This is a genomic window from Roseibium alexandrii DFL-11, from assembly GCF_000158095.2.
In the GTDB taxonomy this organism is placed as follows: Bacteria; Pseudomonadota; Alphaproteobacteria; order Rhizobiales; family Stappiaceae; genus Roseibium; species Roseibium alexandrii.
This window is the reverse complement of record NZ_CM011002.1, coordinates 3,834,590-3,851,325: the sequence shown is the minus strand read 5'-3', so window position 1 is coordinate 3,851,325 and position 16,736 is coordinate 3,834,590. Positions and strand designations below refer to the sequence as shown.

The 16,736-nt window shown below is 54.4% G+C and carries 18 protein-coding genes; 7 read left to right on the top strand and 11 right to left on the bottom strand.

Annotated features, from left to right (window positions below; translation table 11 throughout):
* Positions 1–273 precede the first annotated feature (273 nt).
* The 5 genes from mnmE to hemE form a co-directional block, all read right to left on the bottom strand.
* Positions 274–1,623, bottom strand: a complete 1,350-nt coding sequence (gene mnmE / locus SADFL11_RS17635; protein WP_040451198.1) for a tRNA uridine-5-carboxymethylaminomethyl(34) synthesis GTPase MnmE — start codon at positions 1,621–1,623, stop codon at positions 274–276.
* 439 nt (positions 1,624–2,062) lie between these two features.
* The gene (locus tag SADFL11_RS17630) at positions 2,063–2,635 is read right to left on the bottom strand and encodes a GNAT family N-acetyltransferase (RefSeq protein WP_008190984.1); all 573 of its coding nucleotides are present in this window, start codon (positions 2,633–2,635) and stop codon (positions 2,063–2,065) included.
* A 116-nt stretch (positions 2,636–2,751) separates the two neighbouring features.
* Positions 2,752–4,017: a transcription termination factor Rho gene (gene rho, locus SADFL11_RS17625; protein ID WP_008191409.1), complete on the bottom strand. Its 1,266-nt coding sequence runs from the start codon at positions 4,015–4,017 to the stop codon at positions 2,752–2,754.
* A gap of 296 nt (positions 4,018–4,313) precedes the next feature.
* Positions 4,314–4,742 (bottom strand): protoporphyrinogen oxidase HemJ, encoded by a 429-nt coding sequence (gene hemJ / locus SADFL11_RS17620; protein ID WP_008195943.1) that lies wholly within the window; start codon positions 4,740–4,742, stop codon positions 4,314–4,316.
* A gap of 3 nt (positions 4,743–4,745) precedes the next feature.
* On the bottom strand, positions 4,746–5,774 hold the full coding sequence (gene hemE / locus SADFL11_RS17615; RefSeq protein ID WP_040451199.1) for a uroporphyrinogen decarboxylase: 1,029 nt from the start codon (positions 5,772–5,774) through the stop codon (positions 4,746–4,748).
* Positions 5,775–6,199: 425 nt separating this feature from the next.
* Here hemE and SADFL11_RS17610 point away from each other — a divergent pair, with 425 nt between their 5' ends.
* From SADFL11_RS17610 to dnaQ, 5 genes are all read left to right on the top strand, one after another.
* Positions 6,200–7,048 (top strand): pyruvate, water dikinase regulatory protein, encoded by an 849-nt coding sequence (locus SADFL11_RS17610; RefSeq protein ID WP_081450527.1) that lies wholly within the window; start codon positions 6,200–6,202, stop codon positions 7,046–7,048.
* Positions 7,049–7,076: 28 nt separating this feature from the next.
* On the top strand, positions 7,077–7,670 hold the full coding sequence (locus tag SADFL11_RS17605) for a Maf-like protein (RefSeq protein ID WP_008190765.1): 594 nt from the start codon (positions 7,077–7,079) through the stop codon (positions 7,668–7,670).
* A complete protein-coding gene (locus SADFL11_RS17600) occupies positions 7,667–8,515 on the top strand; it encodes a shikimate dehydrogenase (protein WP_008193222.1) in 849 nt (282 codons plus the stop codon). Before SADFL11_RS17605 ends, SADFL11_RS17600 begins: the two co-directional genes overlap by 4 nt.
* Complete coding sequence (gene coaE, locus SADFL11_RS17595) at positions 8,512–9,099, top strand: dephospho-CoA kinase (protein WP_040451200.1); 588 nt, start codon at positions 8,512–8,514, stop codon at positions 9,097–9,099. The genes SADFL11_RS17600 and coaE overlap by 4 nt, the downstream gene beginning before the upstream one ends.
* Positions 9,100–9,205: 106 nt before the next feature.
* On the top strand, positions 9,206–9,925 hold the full coding sequence (dnaQ, locus tag SADFL11_RS17590; RefSeq protein ID WP_008193718.1) for a DNA polymerase III subunit epsilon: 720 nt from the start codon (positions 9,206–9,208) through the stop codon (positions 9,923–9,925).
* 138 nt (positions 9,926–10,063) lie between these two features.
* Here the strand turns inward: dnaQ and SADFL11_RS17585 are convergent, their stop codons facing one another.
* Entirely contained in the window at positions 10,064–11,050 is a 987-nt protein-coding gene (locus SADFL11_RS17585) for a 2-hydroxyacid dehydrogenase (RefSeq protein WP_008196335.1), read from the bottom strand.
* A gap of 312 nt (positions 11,051–11,362) precedes the next feature.
* On the opposite strand from SADFL11_RS17585, the gene SADFL11_RS17580 reads away from it, so the two are divergent.
* Positions 11,363–11,833: an SH3 domain-containing protein gene (locus tag SADFL11_RS17580; RefSeq protein WP_008196311.1), complete on the top strand. Its 471-nt coding sequence runs from the start codon at positions 11,363–11,365 to the stop codon at positions 11,831–11,833.
* Between the two features lie 68 nt (positions 11,834–11,901).
* On the opposite strand, the gene fabI is transcribed toward SADFL11_RS17580, so the two are convergent.
* The 3 genes from fabI to fabA all read right to left on the bottom strand — a co-directional run bounded on the left by fabI (position 11,902) and on the right by fabA (position 14,582).
* Positions 11,902–12,714, bottom strand: coding sequence for an enoyl-ACP reductase FabI (gene fabI, locus SADFL11_RS17575; protein WP_008197120.1), 813 nt, complete (start codon positions 12,712–12,714; stop codon positions 11,902–11,904).
* 10 nt (positions 12,715–12,724) lie between these two features.
* Positions 12,725–13,948 carry a beta-ketoacyl-ACP synthase I gene (gene fabB / locus SADFL11_RS17570; protein ID WP_008194668.1) on the bottom strand — a complete coding sequence of 408 codons (1,224 nt, stop codon included), beginning with the start codon at positions 13,946–13,948 and terminating at the stop codon, positions 12,725–12,727.
* A gap of 127 nt (positions 13,949–14,075) precedes the next feature.
* Positions 14,076–14,582: a 3-hydroxyacyl-[acyl-carrier-protein] dehydratase FabA gene (gene fabA / locus SADFL11_RS17565; protein ID WP_008194104.1), complete on the bottom strand. Its 507-nt coding sequence runs from the start codon at positions 14,580–14,582 to the stop codon at positions 14,076–14,078.
* A 344-nt stretch (positions 14,583–14,926) separates the two neighbouring features.
* On the opposite strand from fabA, the gene irrA reads away from it, so the two are divergent.
* On the top strand, positions 14,927–15,358 hold the full coding sequence (irrA, locus tag SADFL11_RS17560; RefSeq protein WP_008190843.1) for an iron response transcriptional regulator IrrA: 432 nt from the start codon (positions 14,927–14,929) through the stop codon (positions 15,356–15,358).
* Positions 15,359–15,370: 12 nt separating this feature from the next.
* Here the strand turns inward: irrA and SADFL11_RS17555 are convergent, their stop codons facing one another.
* Together SADFL11_RS17555 and nth are read right to left on the bottom strand one after the other, a co-directional pair.
* A complete protein-coding gene (locus SADFL11_RS17555) occupies positions 15,371–15,907 on the bottom strand; it encodes a GNAT family N-acetyltransferase (RefSeq protein ID WP_008190680.1) in 537 nt (178 codons plus the stop codon).
* Positions 15,901–16,722 carry an endonuclease III gene (gene nth, locus SADFL11_RS17550; protein ID WP_008188754.1) on the bottom strand — a complete coding sequence of 274 codons (822 nt, stop codon included), beginning with the start codon at positions 16,720–16,722 and terminating at the stop codon, positions 15,901–15,903. The genes SADFL11_RS17555 and nth overlap by 7 nt, the downstream gene beginning before the upstream one ends.
* Positions 16,723–16,736: the final 14 nt, after the last annotated feature.

The window sequence follows — 16,736 nt, the reverse complement described above, 5'->3', positions numbered from 1 at the left end:
CGCTCTTTTTGCCGCGCGCCCGGCCATTCACATTCTGATTTCGGGATCATATCCGGATCTGAGCCGGAGTGTCAGACACAGCAAAAGCCGGTCTTGTTGCCGCCTTTATACGCCGGACCTACCCCTTAGGTCAAAAGAGATTTCGACACTGGGAGGCAGCCATGCTGAAGCTAGGGTCGCTCCACGCTTCAAAAAGCGGACATGATTCACGTGAAACATATTCCGGTTCTGAACCGATCCAGTCTTTCCCTGAATTGATTCACGTGAAACAATCTACTTCCCGATACAGAAATCCCGAAAGATCACATCGAGAAGATCCTCGACATCAATCCGACCCGTGATCCGGCCCAGGCTGTCCGCAGCCCGCCGCAGATCTTCGGCCCTGAGTTCTGTTGGCAAATGATCTGAGGATACGGCCTGACCCAGGCCAGACAGACAGTCGTTCAGGTAATGGCGGTGCCTTGCCCGTGTTGCCAGGGGTGCCTCGCCAACAGAAATCGTTTCCTCTGCAAAACGTGTCAGGGCATCAAACAGACCCTTCATTCCCTCATCGGACTTGCTTGATGCAGGAATTTTCTCGGTTATTCCGGAAGAGTCTTGTTCCGGAAGAGTCTCAAGATCGGCCTTTGTCCGCACCGTCCAGACAGGAACCCGGTCGGCGACATCCTCCGGAAGACCTGCCTGCGGGTGATCGGGTTCAACACCACCGGGTTCAACAGCCCAAAGAACGAGGTCCGCCTGACGTCCACGCTCTTCTGCACGGCGAATGCCTTCCCGCTCGACAATACCATCTGTCTCCCGAAGGCCTGCGGTGTCCACAAGGGTGACCGGATACCCGCCAAGATCAAGATGCACCTCGATCACATCCCTGGTCGTTCCCGCTTCCTCGGTGACGATGGCCACATCCCGGCCGGCGATCGCATTCAGCAAGCTCGACTTGCCTGCGTTGGGAGCCCCCATCAAAACCACTTGCAAGCCGGATCGCAAACGCTCGCCGCTTCTGGATTGTTCAAGGTGACGGGTAACTTCGCTTTGAAGTGTGGCGGCCTCTTTCCAGACTTCATCCGCGACACTGCCGGGGACATCCTCCTCATCGGCGAAATCGAAATCAGCTTCGATCATCGCCCGCATGTGTATGAGACGCTTACGCCAGTCTTCATAAAGCGATCCAAGGGCGCCACCCATTTGGCGGACAGCCTGTTTCCGCTGGCTTTCTGTTTCAGCGGCAATCAGATCCGCGAGCCCCTCCACCTCGGTCAGATCCATCCGGCCCCGGTCAAAGGCCCGGCGGGTAAACTCACCGGGCTCGGCGGGGCGGCAGTTTGGAAATTCGCCCAATATGCGAAGCATCGCAGCAACGACAGCGCGGCCGCCATGGCACTGAAACTCGACAACATCTTCACCGGTGAAACTTGCAGGCCCCTCAAAGAAAAGGACCAACGCCTGATCAATGATCTCTTGGGAAGCCGGATCGCGAAGCCTGGAAAGCATGGTCTTTCGTGGCGCGGGTATCCTACCGCACAGCGCCACTGTAGCGGTTCTGGCTTCAGGACCGGAGACGCGGATTACAGCGACCCCCGAAGGCACTGCACCACTCGACAACGCATAGATCGTGTCAGCCATAATACTTTCCGTTTCAGAGGTATTCTGCTGCCTCTTTAACAAGAAGCACGTGCGTTCGAAAGATGGTCGTGGCCCTGGTTCCTGATCGGAACTCAGTTTTATCAACTCTCCAGATTTGGAACAGAGAGACGTTGCACAGCCGAATCAAACTAGGTCGTGAGAACGATAGATAGACTTTTCTGTTTCACGTGAATCAAGCGGCTATGTCTGTCACACAGATGACCAACTCAGGACAGGGATTATGAGGCTCTCATCACAGTCTTCCCAACTACGGAGCCTTATCCAAAAAACAATCCGTACCCGATTCAGTTCGGATTCACGTGAAACAATTTTCGGATCGTCAATTCCGGTATCAAGTTTCTGAAAAGCCGCCCCACCCTGTGGATGTGTGTTTCACGTGAATCTCTGAAGCACAAAAGTTCCGGCTCAACTGCATTGGTCACATCCGACGGCTAGCCCAAGTCTCGCGGTCTAGACGGTACAAAACATGGAGTGCAAGCACATCGGTATCTGAAAGCATCGGGTGGAGAAAGTCATCTGCCGGATCCCGACCCATACCGACACGCGCCATAACCTTTTGAGAAGGAATGTTCGTTTCTGAGGTGAAAGAAACAATTTCGTCAAGACCTATGGTTTCAAAACCGAATCGAAGCCAAGCTAATGCGGCTTCACTTGCGTAACCCTTTCCCCAGGCTGAACGCTTCAAACGCCAGCCAATTTCCACGCATGGATCAAATGGAAGCGGCTTGGGGTATGCGGGAATACTCAAGCCGACAAACCCAAGAAACTCCGATGTCTCTTTGGTTTCCACTGGCACGAAACAAAAGCCATCCTGTTCTTGCTTTGCCTTCGCCTTATCAATCAAAGCGGTGGTTTGATCGTAGGTGAGCGGCTCGGGAAAATACCGCATGACCTCAGGGTCAGCGCACATTTGGGCAAATGGTTCGAGATCGGCATCCTGCCAACTGCGGCAGATTAACCGCTCCGTTTCCAGGAGAATGTCTTGGGTCATAAAACGGGTCCGAATCTAAAACTGGATTCACGTGAAACAGGTCTTAACAAAAGGTAAAGGCGTGACCCAATCTGGATCACGCCTCCACCGGTAACAATGATCGTTGGATGAAACGATCAGGTGTTCATGCTGTCGAAGAAGTCGTCGTTCGACTTTGTCTGCTTCAGCTTGTCGAGTAGGAATTCGACCGCGTCCACCGTTCCCATCGGATTGAGGATCCGGCGCAGAACGAATGTCTTCTTGAGACGCTCCGGTGGAACCAGCAGTTCTTCCTTACGTGTACCGGACCGCTGAATATCAATCGCAGGATAAACACGCTTGTCGGAGATTTTGCGATCAAGGATGATTTCGGAGTTACCCGTTCCCTTGAACTCTTCGAAGATAACTTCATCCATCCGACTGCCGGTATCGATCAGCGCCGTGGCTATGATGGTGAGCGAGCCACCCTCTTCGATGTTACGAGCCGCACCAAAGAAGCGTTTTGGACGTTGCAGCGCATTGGCATCAACACCACCGGTCAGAACCTTACCGGAAGACGGCACAACCGTGTTGTAGGCGCGGCCAAGGCGAGTGATGGAATCCAGCAGGATAACAACGTCACGGCCATGTTCAGTGAGACGCTTTGCCTTCTCGATCACCATTTCGGCGACCTGAACGTGGCGGGAGGCCGGTTCGTCAAATGTGGACGAGACCACTTCGCCGTCGACCGTCCGTTGCATGTCCGTCACCTCTTCCGGACGCTCATCGATCAAAAGAACGATCAAATAGCATTCAGGATGATTGTTGGTGATCGACTTTGCAATATTCTGCAGGAAGACGGTCTTACCAGTCCGCGGCGGCGCCGTGATCAATGCACGCTGGCCCTTACCAAGCGGAGCAACCAGATCGATCACCCTGGAGGACAGATCCTTAATCGTCGGATCTTCGATCTCCATCTTGAACTTTTCATCCGGATACAGCGGCGTCAGGTTGTCAAAGTGAACCTTGTGCCGGGCCTTGTCCGGGTCTTCAAAATTGATCGTGTTGACTTTCAAAAGCGCAAAATACCGTTCGCCCTCTTTCGGGCTCCGGATCTGGCCTTCGACAGTATCCCCTGTCCGCAGTGAGAACCGCCGGATTTGAGACGGAGACACATAGATGTCGTCTGGACCCGGCAGGTAATTGGCGTCTGGCGACCGCAGGAAGCCAAAACCATCCTGCAGGACTTCAACAACACCTTCGCCGATGATCTCTACGTCTTGAGCAGCAAGGTTCTTCAGGATTGCGAACATCAGCTCCTGCTTGCGCATGGTGCTGGCGTTTTCGACTTCAAGCTCTTCCGCTTTTTGCAAGAGCTCGGTCGGTGTTTTTTGTTTTAGGTCTTTGAGTTTCATTTCCCGCATCGAGTTTGGGGTCTTAACGTTGATAAGGATATTGGTTTGGAAGGTCGTTCCGGACCCAGGAAGATGGGAGGGCCGGAAAAATCTGAAAGACGTCTAGCTGTGTCCAGATTGCCGGTGAACGCGGGATATTAAGCTACGCAGCGTCACCAAATTGAAGTGGCTCGAAGATACGTTGTTTTATCGGCGAGCGCAAGACAGGAAATCTGCCGGTTCTTTGGGCATTGTTGCATCGCACCCAAAAAAGGCGGCCATCCGTTCGATTGCCGCCTTTCTTAACGTCATTTTTCAGACCGAAATCAGAATGGTTTCACAATCACCAGAATGACAACGATAATCATGATCACTGTCGGTATCTCATTGATCATCCGGAAATAGCGGGTGGACCGGGTATTCTGATCGGCTGCAAACGCCTTCACGCATTTGGACAGATGTCCGTGAAACCCGGACATGATGAACACAAGGAGAAGCTTGGCGTGAAACCAGCCGTCGCTCCAGGCGTTCAATTCGTAAGCGGTCCAAAGACCAAACACCCATGATGCAATCATGGCCGGTGTCATAATGGCTTTCAGCAGCCGCCGTTCCATTACCTTGAACGTTTCCGATTGGACAGAGCCAACCTCTGCGTCCACGTGATAAACGAACAGCCGCGGCAGATAGAGCAAACCGGCCATCCAAGCGATGATGGAAATGACGTGAAGGGACTTCACCCAGAGATAAAGGTCCATCGATTATCCCTGTTTCACCATCTCAACCATCCGCGCAACGTTGTCCGGATCCGCGTCCGGCGTCACCCCATGGCCGAGATTGAAGATGAACGGTCCTTTGTCAAACGTCTTCAGGATGTGCTGAACACCGTCTTCCAATGCCTTTCCGCCGGCGACCAGGCGCATTGGATCCAGATTGCCCTGGATTGGTACCTGTTTCTGGATCTCCAGAGCCAAATGGTCCGGTGCGGTCCAGTCGAAGCCAACCGCATCTACACCAGTGCCTTTGATGTAGGCTTGCATGCGAGCGGATGAGGCTTTCGGGAAACCGATGATCTTGGCATCCGGCCGGGCTGCTTTCACACCGTCAACAATCTTGCGCGTCGGTTCAATACACCACCGCTGAAACCCGGTATCATCCAGAACACCTGCCCAGGTATCAAAGATTTGAAGTGCATCAGCGCCCGCATCCAGCTGCCGGATCAGATAGGAGATCGACGCTGTGACCAACTCATCAATGAAACGCTGCATCAGATCCGGATCCTTGTAAGCGCCAACACGGGCAGCCACCTGATCCTGCGTCGTGTGACCGGCAACCGAATAACAGGCAACCGTCCAGCAAGCCCCACAAAAGCCGAGAAGAGTAGTTTCCTCTGGCAGCTCCGCCCGAAGTCGCGAAACCGTCTCTATGACCGGTTTGAGATGATCCTCGGCTCGGTCCTGCTCAAGACGATCGATCAAATCAGCTGAGAGAGGTTCCAGTACCGGTCCACGGCCTTCTTCAAACCTTACCGGATATCCGATGGCGTCGGGTACGACGAAGATGTCCGAGAACAAAATGCTTGCATCAAAGCCATACCGGCGGATCGGCTGGAGAGTGACCTCTGTTGCAAGATCCGGAGTGTAACAAAAATCGAGGAAGTTTTTCGCCTTGGCTCTGACTTCCCGGTATTCGGGGAGATAGCGGCCAGCTTGTCGCATCATCCAGATGGGGGGTGGCCAGATCTTTTCTCCTGAGAGAACCCGCATTACGGCTCTGTCTTTGGACTTCATACGGTCGCGCCTTTCCCACATTTCAAAACTAATAAGATTCTATATTTGAATCTGTTTCTTTTATTAGAGCGTGGATTACCGGGATCCTTTTTCATCCACAATCCATCACTCCGATATCTGTTTAGGGAAAAATCCGGCAGCAAACACGCGCTAACTCCTCCCCAGGAGTCGATAACAAAATTTCGCGCGCAATTACAGCGATTTAGAAAAGTGTTTACCTTTCGTTAAGAAATTGGGCGTTGGTGGATAGCCTGTCGAAATGTCACAGGCCTCATGTTGATCCACAAAAGCCCACAACCGTTCCGGTTTCAGTTTCCCGGCGTTTAGACATTGTTAATAAAATCGGCGGAGCGGGCATAAATACGTGCTAGGCAAAGAATAATGACGATAACACCCAATTCATCAACACCCCTGGGGATGATACCGTGAATAAGACGAGACACTACTTCCATCTGCACCTTGTCTCGGATTCCACCGGTGAAACTCTCATGACGGTCGCGCGGGCGGCCACGGTCCAATATGAGAATGTTCAGGAAATCGAGCATGTCTATCCGCTGGTGCGCTCGCAAAAACAGTTGGATCGGGTCATCAGTGAAATCGAAAAAGCCCCGGGGATTGTACTCTACACGCTCGTCGACGAGGAAATTGCCCAACGGCTGGAGCAAAAGTGCCGGGAGCTGGGTACGCCTTTCGTAAATATTCTCGATCCGGTTTTCGCGGTGTTTCAATCCTATCTGAATGTCACGCAGACCCACAGAATAGGCGGGCAGCATGAAATGGATGCGGAGTATTTCAGCCGGATGGAGGCGCTGAACTACACTATGATGCATGACGACGGACAGATCTGGGACGATCTGGAATCGGCAGATATCGTGCTCCTTGGAATTTCACGAACGTCCAAAACACCGACGTGCATCTATCTTGCGAACCGCGGTATCAAGGCGGCAAACGTGCCTTTGGTGCCTGACATTCCACTCCCGGAAAGCGTCAAATCCTTGAAGAATCCGATGGTGATCGGTTTGATCGCGTCGGCGGAACGGATCCAACAGATTCGGCGGAACAGGGTTTTATCATTAAATTCAGAAAGTTATAACGATCAGTATGTTGACCGAAAGGAGATTTCCCGAGAGATCAACATGACCCGGCGTCTGTGTTCTGAACACAATTGGCCTCTGATTGACGTAACGCGCCGGTCGATTGAAGAAACGGCTGCGGAAATACTGACTTTGTTCAAAGACTACAAGACAGCACGTGAAAACGGAGTATCGGAGTAATCCGGGCTTTTCATTTCAAGAGGATATCATGGCACTGGTTTTGGCAAGCGGCAGCAAGATCCGCGCTGAACTGATGAGAAATGCGGGTCTGACCATCGATGTCGATCCGGCAAATGTGGACGAACGCGCCGTGGAGGCTCCGCTCCTGAAAGCCGGGTTCCCACCGGAAGACTTGGCCAGTGTTCTGGCGGAAGCAAAGGCAAATGACGTCAGTGCGCGCCGCTCGGGCGAACTGGTGATCGGTGCAGATCAGATCCTTGCGTTTGAAGGCGAGCGCCGGACCAAACCGGACGATATGGAAGCGGCCCGCCGGCAATTGCTTGCATTTTCCGGAAAAACTCATGAACTCCTGTCAGCTGGCGTGATCTCCAAGGATGGTGAAGTGATTTGGCGGCACGTGTCGACGGCACGTTTGACCATGCGCACATTGTCGCCGGCATTCGTCGGCCACTATCTGGCTGAGGCGGGCGACGACGTTTTGTCGAGTGTCGGTGCTTATCAGCTGGAAGGGTTAGGTCTCCAACTCTTTGAAAAGATTGATGGTGACTATTTCACGATCCTCGGTTTACCGATGCTGCCGCTGTTGGCGCAGCTGCGGGAACTCGGAGTGATCGAGGCATGAGTGGGGAGACCAGAAAAGCCGCGATCACGGGCTTTCCGGTCGATCAATCTCGGTCTCCGCTCGTGCATGGATATTGGCTCAAGAAACACGGCCTTGATGGAGAGTATGGCCGGGTGTCGGTGACACCAGAAAGAGCTGATGCATTTTACGAGGATTTTGCCGCCTCCGGATTGATCGGCGCGAATGTGACAGTGCCGCACAAGGAGGTCGCCGCCGCCGCCTGTGCACATCTGGATGATGCGGCCAAAGCCATGGGTGCCGCCAACACACTCTGGCTGGATGAGACTGGGGCCTTGTGTGGTGCAAACACCGATGGGCTGGGCTTTCTGGGAAATCTGGATCAGTTGGCGCCCGGTTGGGATCCTTCTAACGGGACAGCAGTGGTTATGGGCGCCGGCGGCGCGGCCCGGGCCATCATATGGGCTCTGCTCTCCCGTGGATTCACAGCAGTGCATATTGTCAATCGAACCTTTGAAAAAGCGAAGGTTCTTGAGTATCAGTTTGGTTCAAAAACGAAGGCGTACGCTTGGGACAAGTTGGGGACACTTCTTGGAGAAACAGATCTCTTGGTGAACACGACGGCGCTTGGCATGACAGGAAAAGCATCGCTGAAAATTGATCTTGAACCGTTGCCGGTGTCCGCACTTGTGACAGACATTGTCTATGTGCCTTTGGAAACCGATCTTCTCAAACAGGCCCAAAAACGGGGCAACAAAACGGTCGATGGCCTGGGCATGCTGCTTCACCAGGCCGTGCCCGGATTTGAGCGTTGGTTTGGCGTTCGGCCCGAGGTCGATAAGGAATTGCGCGATCTGGTTCTGGCGGATCTCGGGGTGACACCGTGATCAAGCTTGGATTGACCGGTTCCATTGGGATGGGAAAATCGACGACCGCCAAGATGTTTGCTGAACTGGGTGTGCCCGTCCACGATTCAGACGCGACAGTGCACGCGCTCTATTCAGGACGCGCGGCACCATTGATCGAAGCAGCTTTTCCCGGAACCGTGGTTGACGGGACCGTCGATCGAACCCTGCTCTCCCCGCATGTCCTTGGAAAACCGGAAGCCATGAAGCGGTTGGAGGCCATCGTGCACCCCTTGGTGCGCGAAGAAGAATTGGCCTTTTTTGAAAAAGCCAAAGCTGACCGCCACCGGGTGGTGGTGCTGGACATTCCGCTGTTGTTTGAAACCGGTGGCGACAAACGAGTTGACGGTGTCGTGGTTGTAACGGCGGATGCAGATGTCCAAAGAGCGCGTGTCCTAGACCGGCCGGGAATGACCGAAGACCGGTTCAACGCGATCCTTTCGAAACAAATGCCGGACGCTGAAAAGCGCAAGCGCGCGCATTTTCTGATCGACACTGGATTTGGAATGGACGCTGCACGCCGGTCAGTCCTGGCTGTCTTGAAAGCCTCGGCCGCAATTGGCTAACGGTTTGCGCTGCTTTTTCCGCTGAAGACCGGGGAAAACCTGACGCTGATCTTGCGTCAGGGCTGCCTGCTTGCGCAGATGGGACAGGTGGAAAATAGGCGGAACCATGCGGGAAATCTCATTCGATACGGAAACGACGGGTCTTAATCCGCGCGGTGGTGACAGGCTGGTTGAAATCGGCGGTGTGGAATTGATCAATCACGTTCCGACCGGCAACGCCTATCACGTCTATATCAACCCGCAGCGGGACATGCCGGAAGGGGCTTTTAAGGTTCACGGCCTTTCTGAAGAGTTTTTGTCGGACAAGCCGTTATTTGAACAAGTCGCTGACGAATTTCTGGAATTTGTAGGCGATGGCACGTTGGTGATCCATAATGCGGCCTTCGACATGGGCTTCATTAATATGGAGCTGGAACGCTGCGGCCGACGGACCATCTCGAACACCCAGGTGATCGATACACTCGAGATCGCCCGGCGCAAGCACCCCTCTGGCCCGAACTCGCTCGACGCGCTCTGCTCCAGGTATGGCATCGACAATTCCAAGCGTGTCAAACACGGCGCGTTGCTCGATGCGGAGATCCTCGCCGAAGTCTATCTGGAAATGATCGGCGGAAAACAGCGCGCGCTGATCCTGGACCCGGATGAAGAGGATGGACTGATTGGTTCGGGAGACGCAGGATCAGAACCCGGAGAACTCGGTTCCTTCAAGGCCCGCCCCCGTCCCACTCCACTTAGCGCTCTTTTGAGAGGCGAGGAATTCGCTGCTCACAAGGCCTTTGTAGCTGGTATGGGCGACAGCGCGCTTTGGAAGAAATACGTCGGATAAGCTGGACTTCAAACCCGCATTAAGAGTCTGTCGTCCTTGGACCCGATACGGGCTGTTGGACAAACGTCTGCAAAGTGCAGATTCCATAATAAAAAACCCCGGCGCTTGGCCGGGGTTGGTCGTGAATTTTCAATTACTTCAGAGCATCGACGGCAGGACGCGGTCCGGCGGACGGTGTCCGTCCATAAATGTCTTTATGTTGATGATGACCTTCTCGCCCATTTCGATGCGGCCTTCGATCGTGGCCGAGCCCATATGCGGCAAGAGCACAACATTGTCGAGTTTGACGAGCTTGGGATTGACCGCCGGCTCATGTTCGAACACGTCGAGGCCTGCACCTGCGAGTTCGCCCGCTTCCAGCATCCGGATTAGGGCGTTTTCGTCAATCACTTCGCCGCGAGCGGTGTTCACCACGTAAGCGTCTTTTTTCAAAAGCTTCAGGCGGCGGGCAGAGAGAAGGTGGAAAGTGCCGGGCGTATGCGGACAGTGGATCGAAACCACATCCATGCGCGCCAGCATCTGATCGAGGCTTTCCCAGTAGGTTGCCTCGAGCTCTTCCTCAATACTGCCTGGAACGCGCCGGCGGTTGTGGTAGTGGATCGACATGCCAAAGGCTTTCGCACGGCGCGCGACCGCCTGACCAATGCGTCCCATGCCGATAATGCCGAGGCGCTTGCCCCAGATCCGGTGGCCCAGCATCCAGGTTGGCGACCAACCGGCCCAGTCACCACTTTCTAGCGCGTGGATACCGGCTGATAGACGGCGCGGCACGGCGAGCATTAGCGCCATTGTCATGTCGGCCGTGTCTTCGGTCAGAACCCCCGGTGTGTTGGTGACATTGATGCCGCGGTTGTTGGCCGTAACCACGTCGATGTTGTCGACACCATTCCCGAAGTTGGCGATCAGTTTTAGGTTCTCTCCGGCCTGGGACAGGACGGATGAGTCGATCCGGTCGGTGACCGTTGGAACCAGAACATCGGCGGTCCGTACGGCTTCCACAAGTTCTGCTTGGCTGAAGGGCCTGTCACTTTCATTGAGACGCGTTTCAAACAATTCGCGCATCCGGGTTTCGACCACATCCGGAAGTTTCCGGGTCACAACGACGACAGGCTTCTTTTTCGCCATACTAACTGCCTTTCGGGCTTCGTTGAGGAATCCTTAACCCCAACGGATTCACCTTGACGCTACGCGGAGCGCAAGCGGATGACACCACTCCCTTTTCCTTACCAGATGATCCGTCAGAAACAAGGGATTGGATGCATTCCTCAGCCAAACAGATAAGCTGATTCTGGCCTACTGGTTTTCGCGTCCACTTTTCTGTAGTGGTGTGCCTTAAACAACCGTTCGATAACAATTGGACTTACCGACAATATGGCCCGTTCGATCGCGACTGCGTTTTTCCTGCTTACTCTCGGGGTGATTACTGGTAGCACGTCAATGGCACCGCCTGTCTTTGCTCAAGGCACAACCACCGGCGCAACCGGTTTGCCTGTTCCCCGTTTTGTCAGTTTGAAGTCTGACCGGGTGAACGTCCGTCTCGGACCGTCCCGCGAACATGACATCTCCTGGACTTTCGTTCAGTCCGGCCTGCCCGTGGAAATCATTCAGGAATTTGAAAACTGGCGGCGCATCCGCGACTGGGAAGGCAAACAGGGATGGGTATTTCATTCCTTGCTTTCCGGACGGCGCACGGCCTTGGTTACGCCTTGGGAAAGGGACAACCGGACGCCGCTGCGTGCCCGCTCACAGTCCGATGCCGATATCGTTGCCGAACTGGAGCCTTTTGTTCTGACAGCCGTTGGCGAATGTGCAGGCGGCTGGTGCCGGGTGAGCGGCGAAGAATTCAATGGCTGGCTCGATCAGACACGCCTTTTCGGTGTGTATCCAGACGAGTTGATCGAGGACTGAGTTTTGATCCCTTTCTTATGAAAAAGGCGGCCAATCGGCCGCCTTTTTTTGTTCGGAAATTGTGCGAATCAGTCCACCCGGCTTTCCTGGGCTTTCAGTTCGTCCAAGTGCGGCATGGACATGATATTGTAGCCGCTGTCGACAAAGTGTACTTCGCCGGTCACACCGCCGGACAAATTCGACAGAAGGTACAGACCAGTTCCACCAATCTCATCCAGGGAAACAGTGCGCTGAAGCGGCGAATTGCGCTTCTGGAAGTTGAACATCAACCGGGCGTCGGAAACGCCAGAACCGGCCAATGTGCGCACCGGACCGGCAGAAATGGCATTCACGCGGATGTTCTGCGATCCATAATCAGCGGCAAGATAGCGGACGGAAGACTCCAGAGCCGCCTTTGCAACACCCATGACGTTGTAGTTCGGCATCACCTTCGTGGCGCCGCCATAAGTCAGCGTGATGATGGAGCCTCCATCTGGCATCAATTCGGCTGCGCGCTTGGTGATTTCTGTGAAGGAGAAGCAAGAGATCACCATGGTTCGGGAAAAATTATCTCGAGTGGTGTCGGCATATTTACCCTTCAGCTCATTCTTGTCGGAAAAGCCGATCGCATGAACCAGGAAGTCGATGGTGCCCCACTCTTCCTTCAGCTTTGCAAAAACAGCATCGACACTGTCGATGTCTTCCACATCACACGGAAGCATCAAGCTAGACCCAACACTTTCGGCAAGCGGCTTTGTGCGCCGGCCAAAAGCTTCACCTTGATAGGTGAAGGCGAGCTCTGCGCCATGCTCAGCCAATGTTTTTGCAATACCCCAGGCAATGGAGTGATCGTTGGCAACGCCCATAATCAGGCCGCGTTTGCCCTTCATCAAATCAGACATTTACCGCTCCTCAGCCGTGATAACGCGACATCGCAAGCGATGCGTTTGTGCCGCCGAAGCCGAAGCTGTTGGACAGGACTGTGTCGAGACCGGCATTGTCGACGCGTGTCGTCACGATCTCTTCCGGCTTCAGGGCCGGGTCGAGTTCATTGACGTTCGCCGAGGCCGTGATGAAGTCGTTCTGCATCATGAGCAGGCAGTAGATCGCTTCCTGAACACCGGTCGCGCCAAGGCTGTGGCCGGTCAGGGACTTGGTGGAGGAAACCGGCGGCTGGTTTTCACCGAAGACGCGACGAATTGCCTCGATCTCACCGACATCACCGACCGGTGTCGAGGTGCCGTGTGAGTTGATGTAGTCAACCTTGCGGTCGCCCAGCGTGCTCGTTGCGATCCGCATGCAGCGCTCACCGCCCTCACCGGATGGGGCCACCATGTCGTAACCGTCAGAGTTGGCCGCGTAGCCGGTGACTTCTGCGTAGATTTTCGCGCCGCGTGCCTTGGCGTGTTCCAGTTCTTCCAGAACCACGACACCGCCGCCGCCGGCTATGACAAAGCCATCGCGGGTCGCATCATAGGCGCGCGAGGCGGTTTGCGGAGTGTCGTTGTATTTGGAGGACATGGCGCCCATAGCGTCAAACAGGCAGGACAGGGTCCAGTCGAGTTCCTCGCCGCCGCCTGCAAACATCACGTCCTGCTTGCCGAACTGGATCTGTTCCGTTGCAGCACCGATGCAGTGCGCGGACGTCGAACAGGCCGAGGTGATGGAATAGTTGATGCCCTTGATCTTGAACGGGGTCGCAAGGCAGGCCGAGTTGGTTGAGCTCATGCCGCGGGTCACCATGAACGGGCCCATGCGCTTCGGAGAACCCTTTTCGATGACGATCTTGTGCGCCTGGAACAGGTTCTTCGTGGACGGACCGCCGGAGCCCATGATCAGGCCCGAGCGCTCGTTGGAAACATCACTCTCCTCCAACCCGCTGTCTGCGATTGCCTGCTGCATGGAGATGTAATTGTAAGCCGCACCGTCGCCCATGAACCGCAGCTGGCGCTTGTCGATCAGCTCGGGAATGTCAATGTTCGGCATACCGTGAACCTGGCTGCGGAAGCCATGCTCGGCATAGTCTGGTGCAAAGCTGATCCCGGATTTTCCTTCCCGGAGGCTTGCCAGAACTTCTTGTGCATTGGAACCGATGGATGACACGATTCCGATCCCGGTGACGACAACGCGTCTCATTGCGGTCTCCTAACGTTTCGATGGGCTTTGTTTTGACCCTTTGGTCCGGCCCTCAGAATGGATGAACCGGCGCATCCCTTTTTTAGGAGCGCCGGCTAGAACTTTTCTTGCTCCGCAGAACCGGAGTTTAGGCGGTGGAGAGGCCCACGCGCAGATCTTTTGCCTTGTAGATTTGCTCGCCGTCAGCTTTTAGCCAGCCGTCTGCAATGCCCAGAACCAAGCGGCCCTTCATGACGCGTTTGAAATCAACGCCATATTCGACGAGCTTGGTTTCCGGCGTGACCATGCCTTTGAATTTGATTTCACCGGTGGAGAGCGCCATGCCTTTGCCCGGTAATCCCTGCCAGCCCAGATGAAAACCAGTCAGTTGCCATAGGGCGTCCAACCCCAGACAGCCCGGCATGATCGGATTGCCTTGGAAATGGCACGGAAAGAACCAAAGATCCGGCTTGATATCGAATTCTGCCCGAATGTAGCCCTTGTCAAATTCGCCGCCGGTTTCGGAAATTTCCGTAATCCGGTCGAACATCAACATCGGCGGGAGAGGCAATTGTGCATTGCCGGGGCCAAACAGCTCGCCGCGGCCGCAGGCGAGAAGAGCTTCGTAGTCGTAGCTGGAGCGGCGCTCGGTCATTCACTTTCCGTCTTTTTGGCCAAGCCTCTTTTTTGGAAAGAGCCTTGTTATGGGTTTGTTTTCGTTTCGATTGTGGCGCCTTCCTAACACAGGGGAACCATGACCGAAAGATGTCGTACGCGTGAAGTTTGCCCCTTTTTCCGCGGTTTTTCGAACTTATTGAATGCTGCGCTGCACGAATTTTATAGGTGGCGGAGAAAGTAGCTCCGCGTTAAAAACTTGCATGTAAGGTGCAAGAAATGGCAGATATAAGCCAGTACGTGGCTTTTAAGCGCACGTGGAAGAGCTCATCAGCGTGATATGCATACGCTGTACATGGTGAAAAAGACTTGGACCGGATCTGAATGGCAATAGAGATCGTGACTGAAACAGCCGGGAAAGATGTGACCGATATGCTCCGGGACGCAGGCCTTCGGCCGACCCGTCAACGTGTCTCATTGGCCGAACTTCTGTATTCCAAGGGCGACCGGCACCTGTCTGCTGAACTCTTGCACGAAGAAGCTGTTGCTGCCGATGTCCCGGTGTCTCTGGCAACGGTCTACAATACGCTGCACCAATTCACTGAAGCTGGTCTTCTTCGCGAAGTCGCGATTGAAGGCAACAAGACCTATTTCGATACCAAGGTCTCAGACCACCATCATTTCTTTATCGAAGGCGAGAACAAGGTGATCGATATTCCCGGTGAGGGTGTCGGCATTGGTGTATTGCCGGATATTCCCGAAGGCATGGAAGTTGTGCACGTCGATGTCGTCGTGCGCTTGCGCAAAAAGCCCTAAGCCTCACTTCTTTCAAGACAGACTTTGAAGATCCGCGACGAAGTAGTCAGCGATCCCTTCAATCTTGGGCAAGGACTTTTGGCCGTTTGGCTGAAATCCGATTTTCATCAAAAGAGCCGAAGACCGCGCGTTTTCCGGATGCGTGATTGCGCAGAGCTGCGATAACCCGAGCTCAGACCGGGCAAACGCAATGATGGCTTTGGCTGCCTCCTGGGCATACCCCTTGCCTCGATGGTCTTTGTGGAACGCATAGCCGAGGTCCGGCATGTCCAGCCCGTCCCGCACAACTAGGCCGCAGAGACCTACAGGGTCATCGCTGTCTTTTTCTGCAATGATCCAAAGTCCGACACCCTCGTTTTCCTCAAAATCCGGCAGCACTTTTTCGTCGATGTAAGCGCGTGCGGCTTCGATGCTAGTGATGCCGCGGTCGGCGATAAAGCGAATGTAGTCTGGGTCGGACATCAGCGATTGATAAAACGCAGCGTCAGAGAGTTCCGGCAATCGGAAACGAAGTCTTGGGCTTTGCGGCATGCCGTCCGGTTTCAACATAAGCCGCCCTTTTCTCGCTCGATGATGGCTTTGGTCCGAACAGCGATATCCGGCACGGCATCGAACTTTTCTTTTTCCGGGCTTTTGCAAAGGTCATAGATCACGCAACGTTTGCACTCTGGCTTGCGGGCCTTGCAGATGTACCGTCCATGCAGGATCAGCCAATGGTGAGCGTGCAGGGAGAACTCTTTCGGCACCGCTTTTTCCATCGACTTCTCGACGTCCAGTGGCGTCTTGCCTGGTGCAATGCCGATCCGGTTGCCGAGCCGGAACAAATGCGTGTCGACCGCGATGGTCGGATGGCCAAAGAAGATATTGAGCACAACATTGGCTGTTTTCCGGCCAACGCCCGGGAGCTTTTCCAGCGCTTCCCGGTCTTCCGGCACTTCACCGCCATGATCGCGGATCAGCTGTTCCGACATCAGGATGACATTCTTGGCCTTGGTCTTGAAAAGACCGATAGTCCGGATTTTCTCGCGCACCTTGTCTTCGCCCAGCGTGACCATTTTTTCCGGTGTGTCCGCAATCTGAAACAAATGTTTGGTAGCCCGGTTGACGCCGATATCAGTCGCCTGGGCAGACAGAAGCACCGCGACCAGCAACGTATAGGCGTTGATATAATCCAGCTCCCCTTCAGGCTCTGGATTGTCCGCATGAAACCGCCTGAAAATTTCGTAGGTCTCCGCCTTCGTATAGCGGGACCGTTTGAGAACCTTGCCGGGGTTATCGACGGATGGCGCCTTTTTTCGGGCCTGCGCCGATTTGACTGAGCGTTTTGCCGGTTTGGCGGAAGCTGGGCTCTTTGCTTGCGTCATCTTCTCTCTATAAT

Coding starts and splice junctions, on each gene's coding strand:
- mnmE (WP_040451198.1), bottom strand. CDS start 1,623: ATGGCTGACACGATCTATGCGTTGTCGAGTGGTGCAGTGCCTTCGGGG.
- SADFL11_RS17630 (WP_008190984.1), bottom strand. CDS start 2,635: ATGACCCAAGACATTCTCCTGGAAACGGAGCGGTTAATCTGCCGCAGT.
- rho (WP_008191409.1), bottom strand. CDS start 4,017: ATGCGGGAAATGAAACTCAAAGACCTAAAACAAAAAACACCGACCGAG.
- hemJ (WP_008195943.1), bottom strand. CDS start 4,742: ATGGACCTTTATCTCTGGGTGAAGTCCCTTCACGTCATTTCCATCATC.
- hemE (WP_040451199.1), bottom strand. CDS start 5,774: ATGAAGTCCAAAGACAGAGCCGTAATGCGGGTTCTCTCAGGAGAAAAG.
- SADFL11_RS17605 (WP_008190765.1), top strand. CDS start 7,077: ATGGCACTGGTTTTGGCAAGCGGCAGCAAGATCCGCGCTGAACTGATG.
- SADFL11_RS17600 (WP_008193222.1), top strand. CDS start 7,667: ATGAGTGGGGAGACCAGAAAAGCCGCGATCACGGGCTTTCCGGTCGAT.
- dnaQ (WP_008193718.1), top strand. CDS start 9,206: ATGCGGGAAATCTCATTCGATACGGAAACGACGGGTCTTAATCCGCGC.
- SADFL11_RS17585 (WP_008196335.1), bottom strand. CDS start 11,050: ATGGCGAAAAAGAAGCCTGTCGTCGTTGTGACCCGGAAACTTCCGGAT.
- SADFL11_RS17580 (WP_008196311.1), top strand. CDS start 11,363: ATGGCACCGCCTGTCTTTGCTCAAGGCACAACCACCGGCGCAACCGGT.
- fabI (WP_008197120.1), bottom strand. CDS start 12,714: ATGTCTGATTTGATGAAGGGCAAACGCGGCCTGATTATGGGCGTTGCC.
- fabB (WP_008194668.1), bottom strand. CDS start 13,948: ATGAGACGCGTTGTCGTCACCGGGATCGGAATCGTGTCATCCATCGGT.
- fabA (WP_008194104.1), bottom strand. CDS start 14,582: ATGACCGAGCGCCGCTCCAGCTACGACTACGAAGCTCTTCTCGCCTGC.
- irrA (WP_008190843.1), top strand. CDS start 14,927: ATGGCAATAGAGATCGTGACTGAAACAGCCGGGAAAGATGTGACCGAT.
- SADFL11_RS17555 (WP_008190680.1), bottom strand. CDS start 15,907: ATGTTGAAACCGGACGGCATGCCGCAAAGCCCAAGACTTCGTTTCCGA.
- nth (WP_008188754.1), bottom strand. CDS start 16,722: ATGACGCAAGCAAAGAGCCCAGCTTCCGCCAAACCGGCAAAACGCTCA.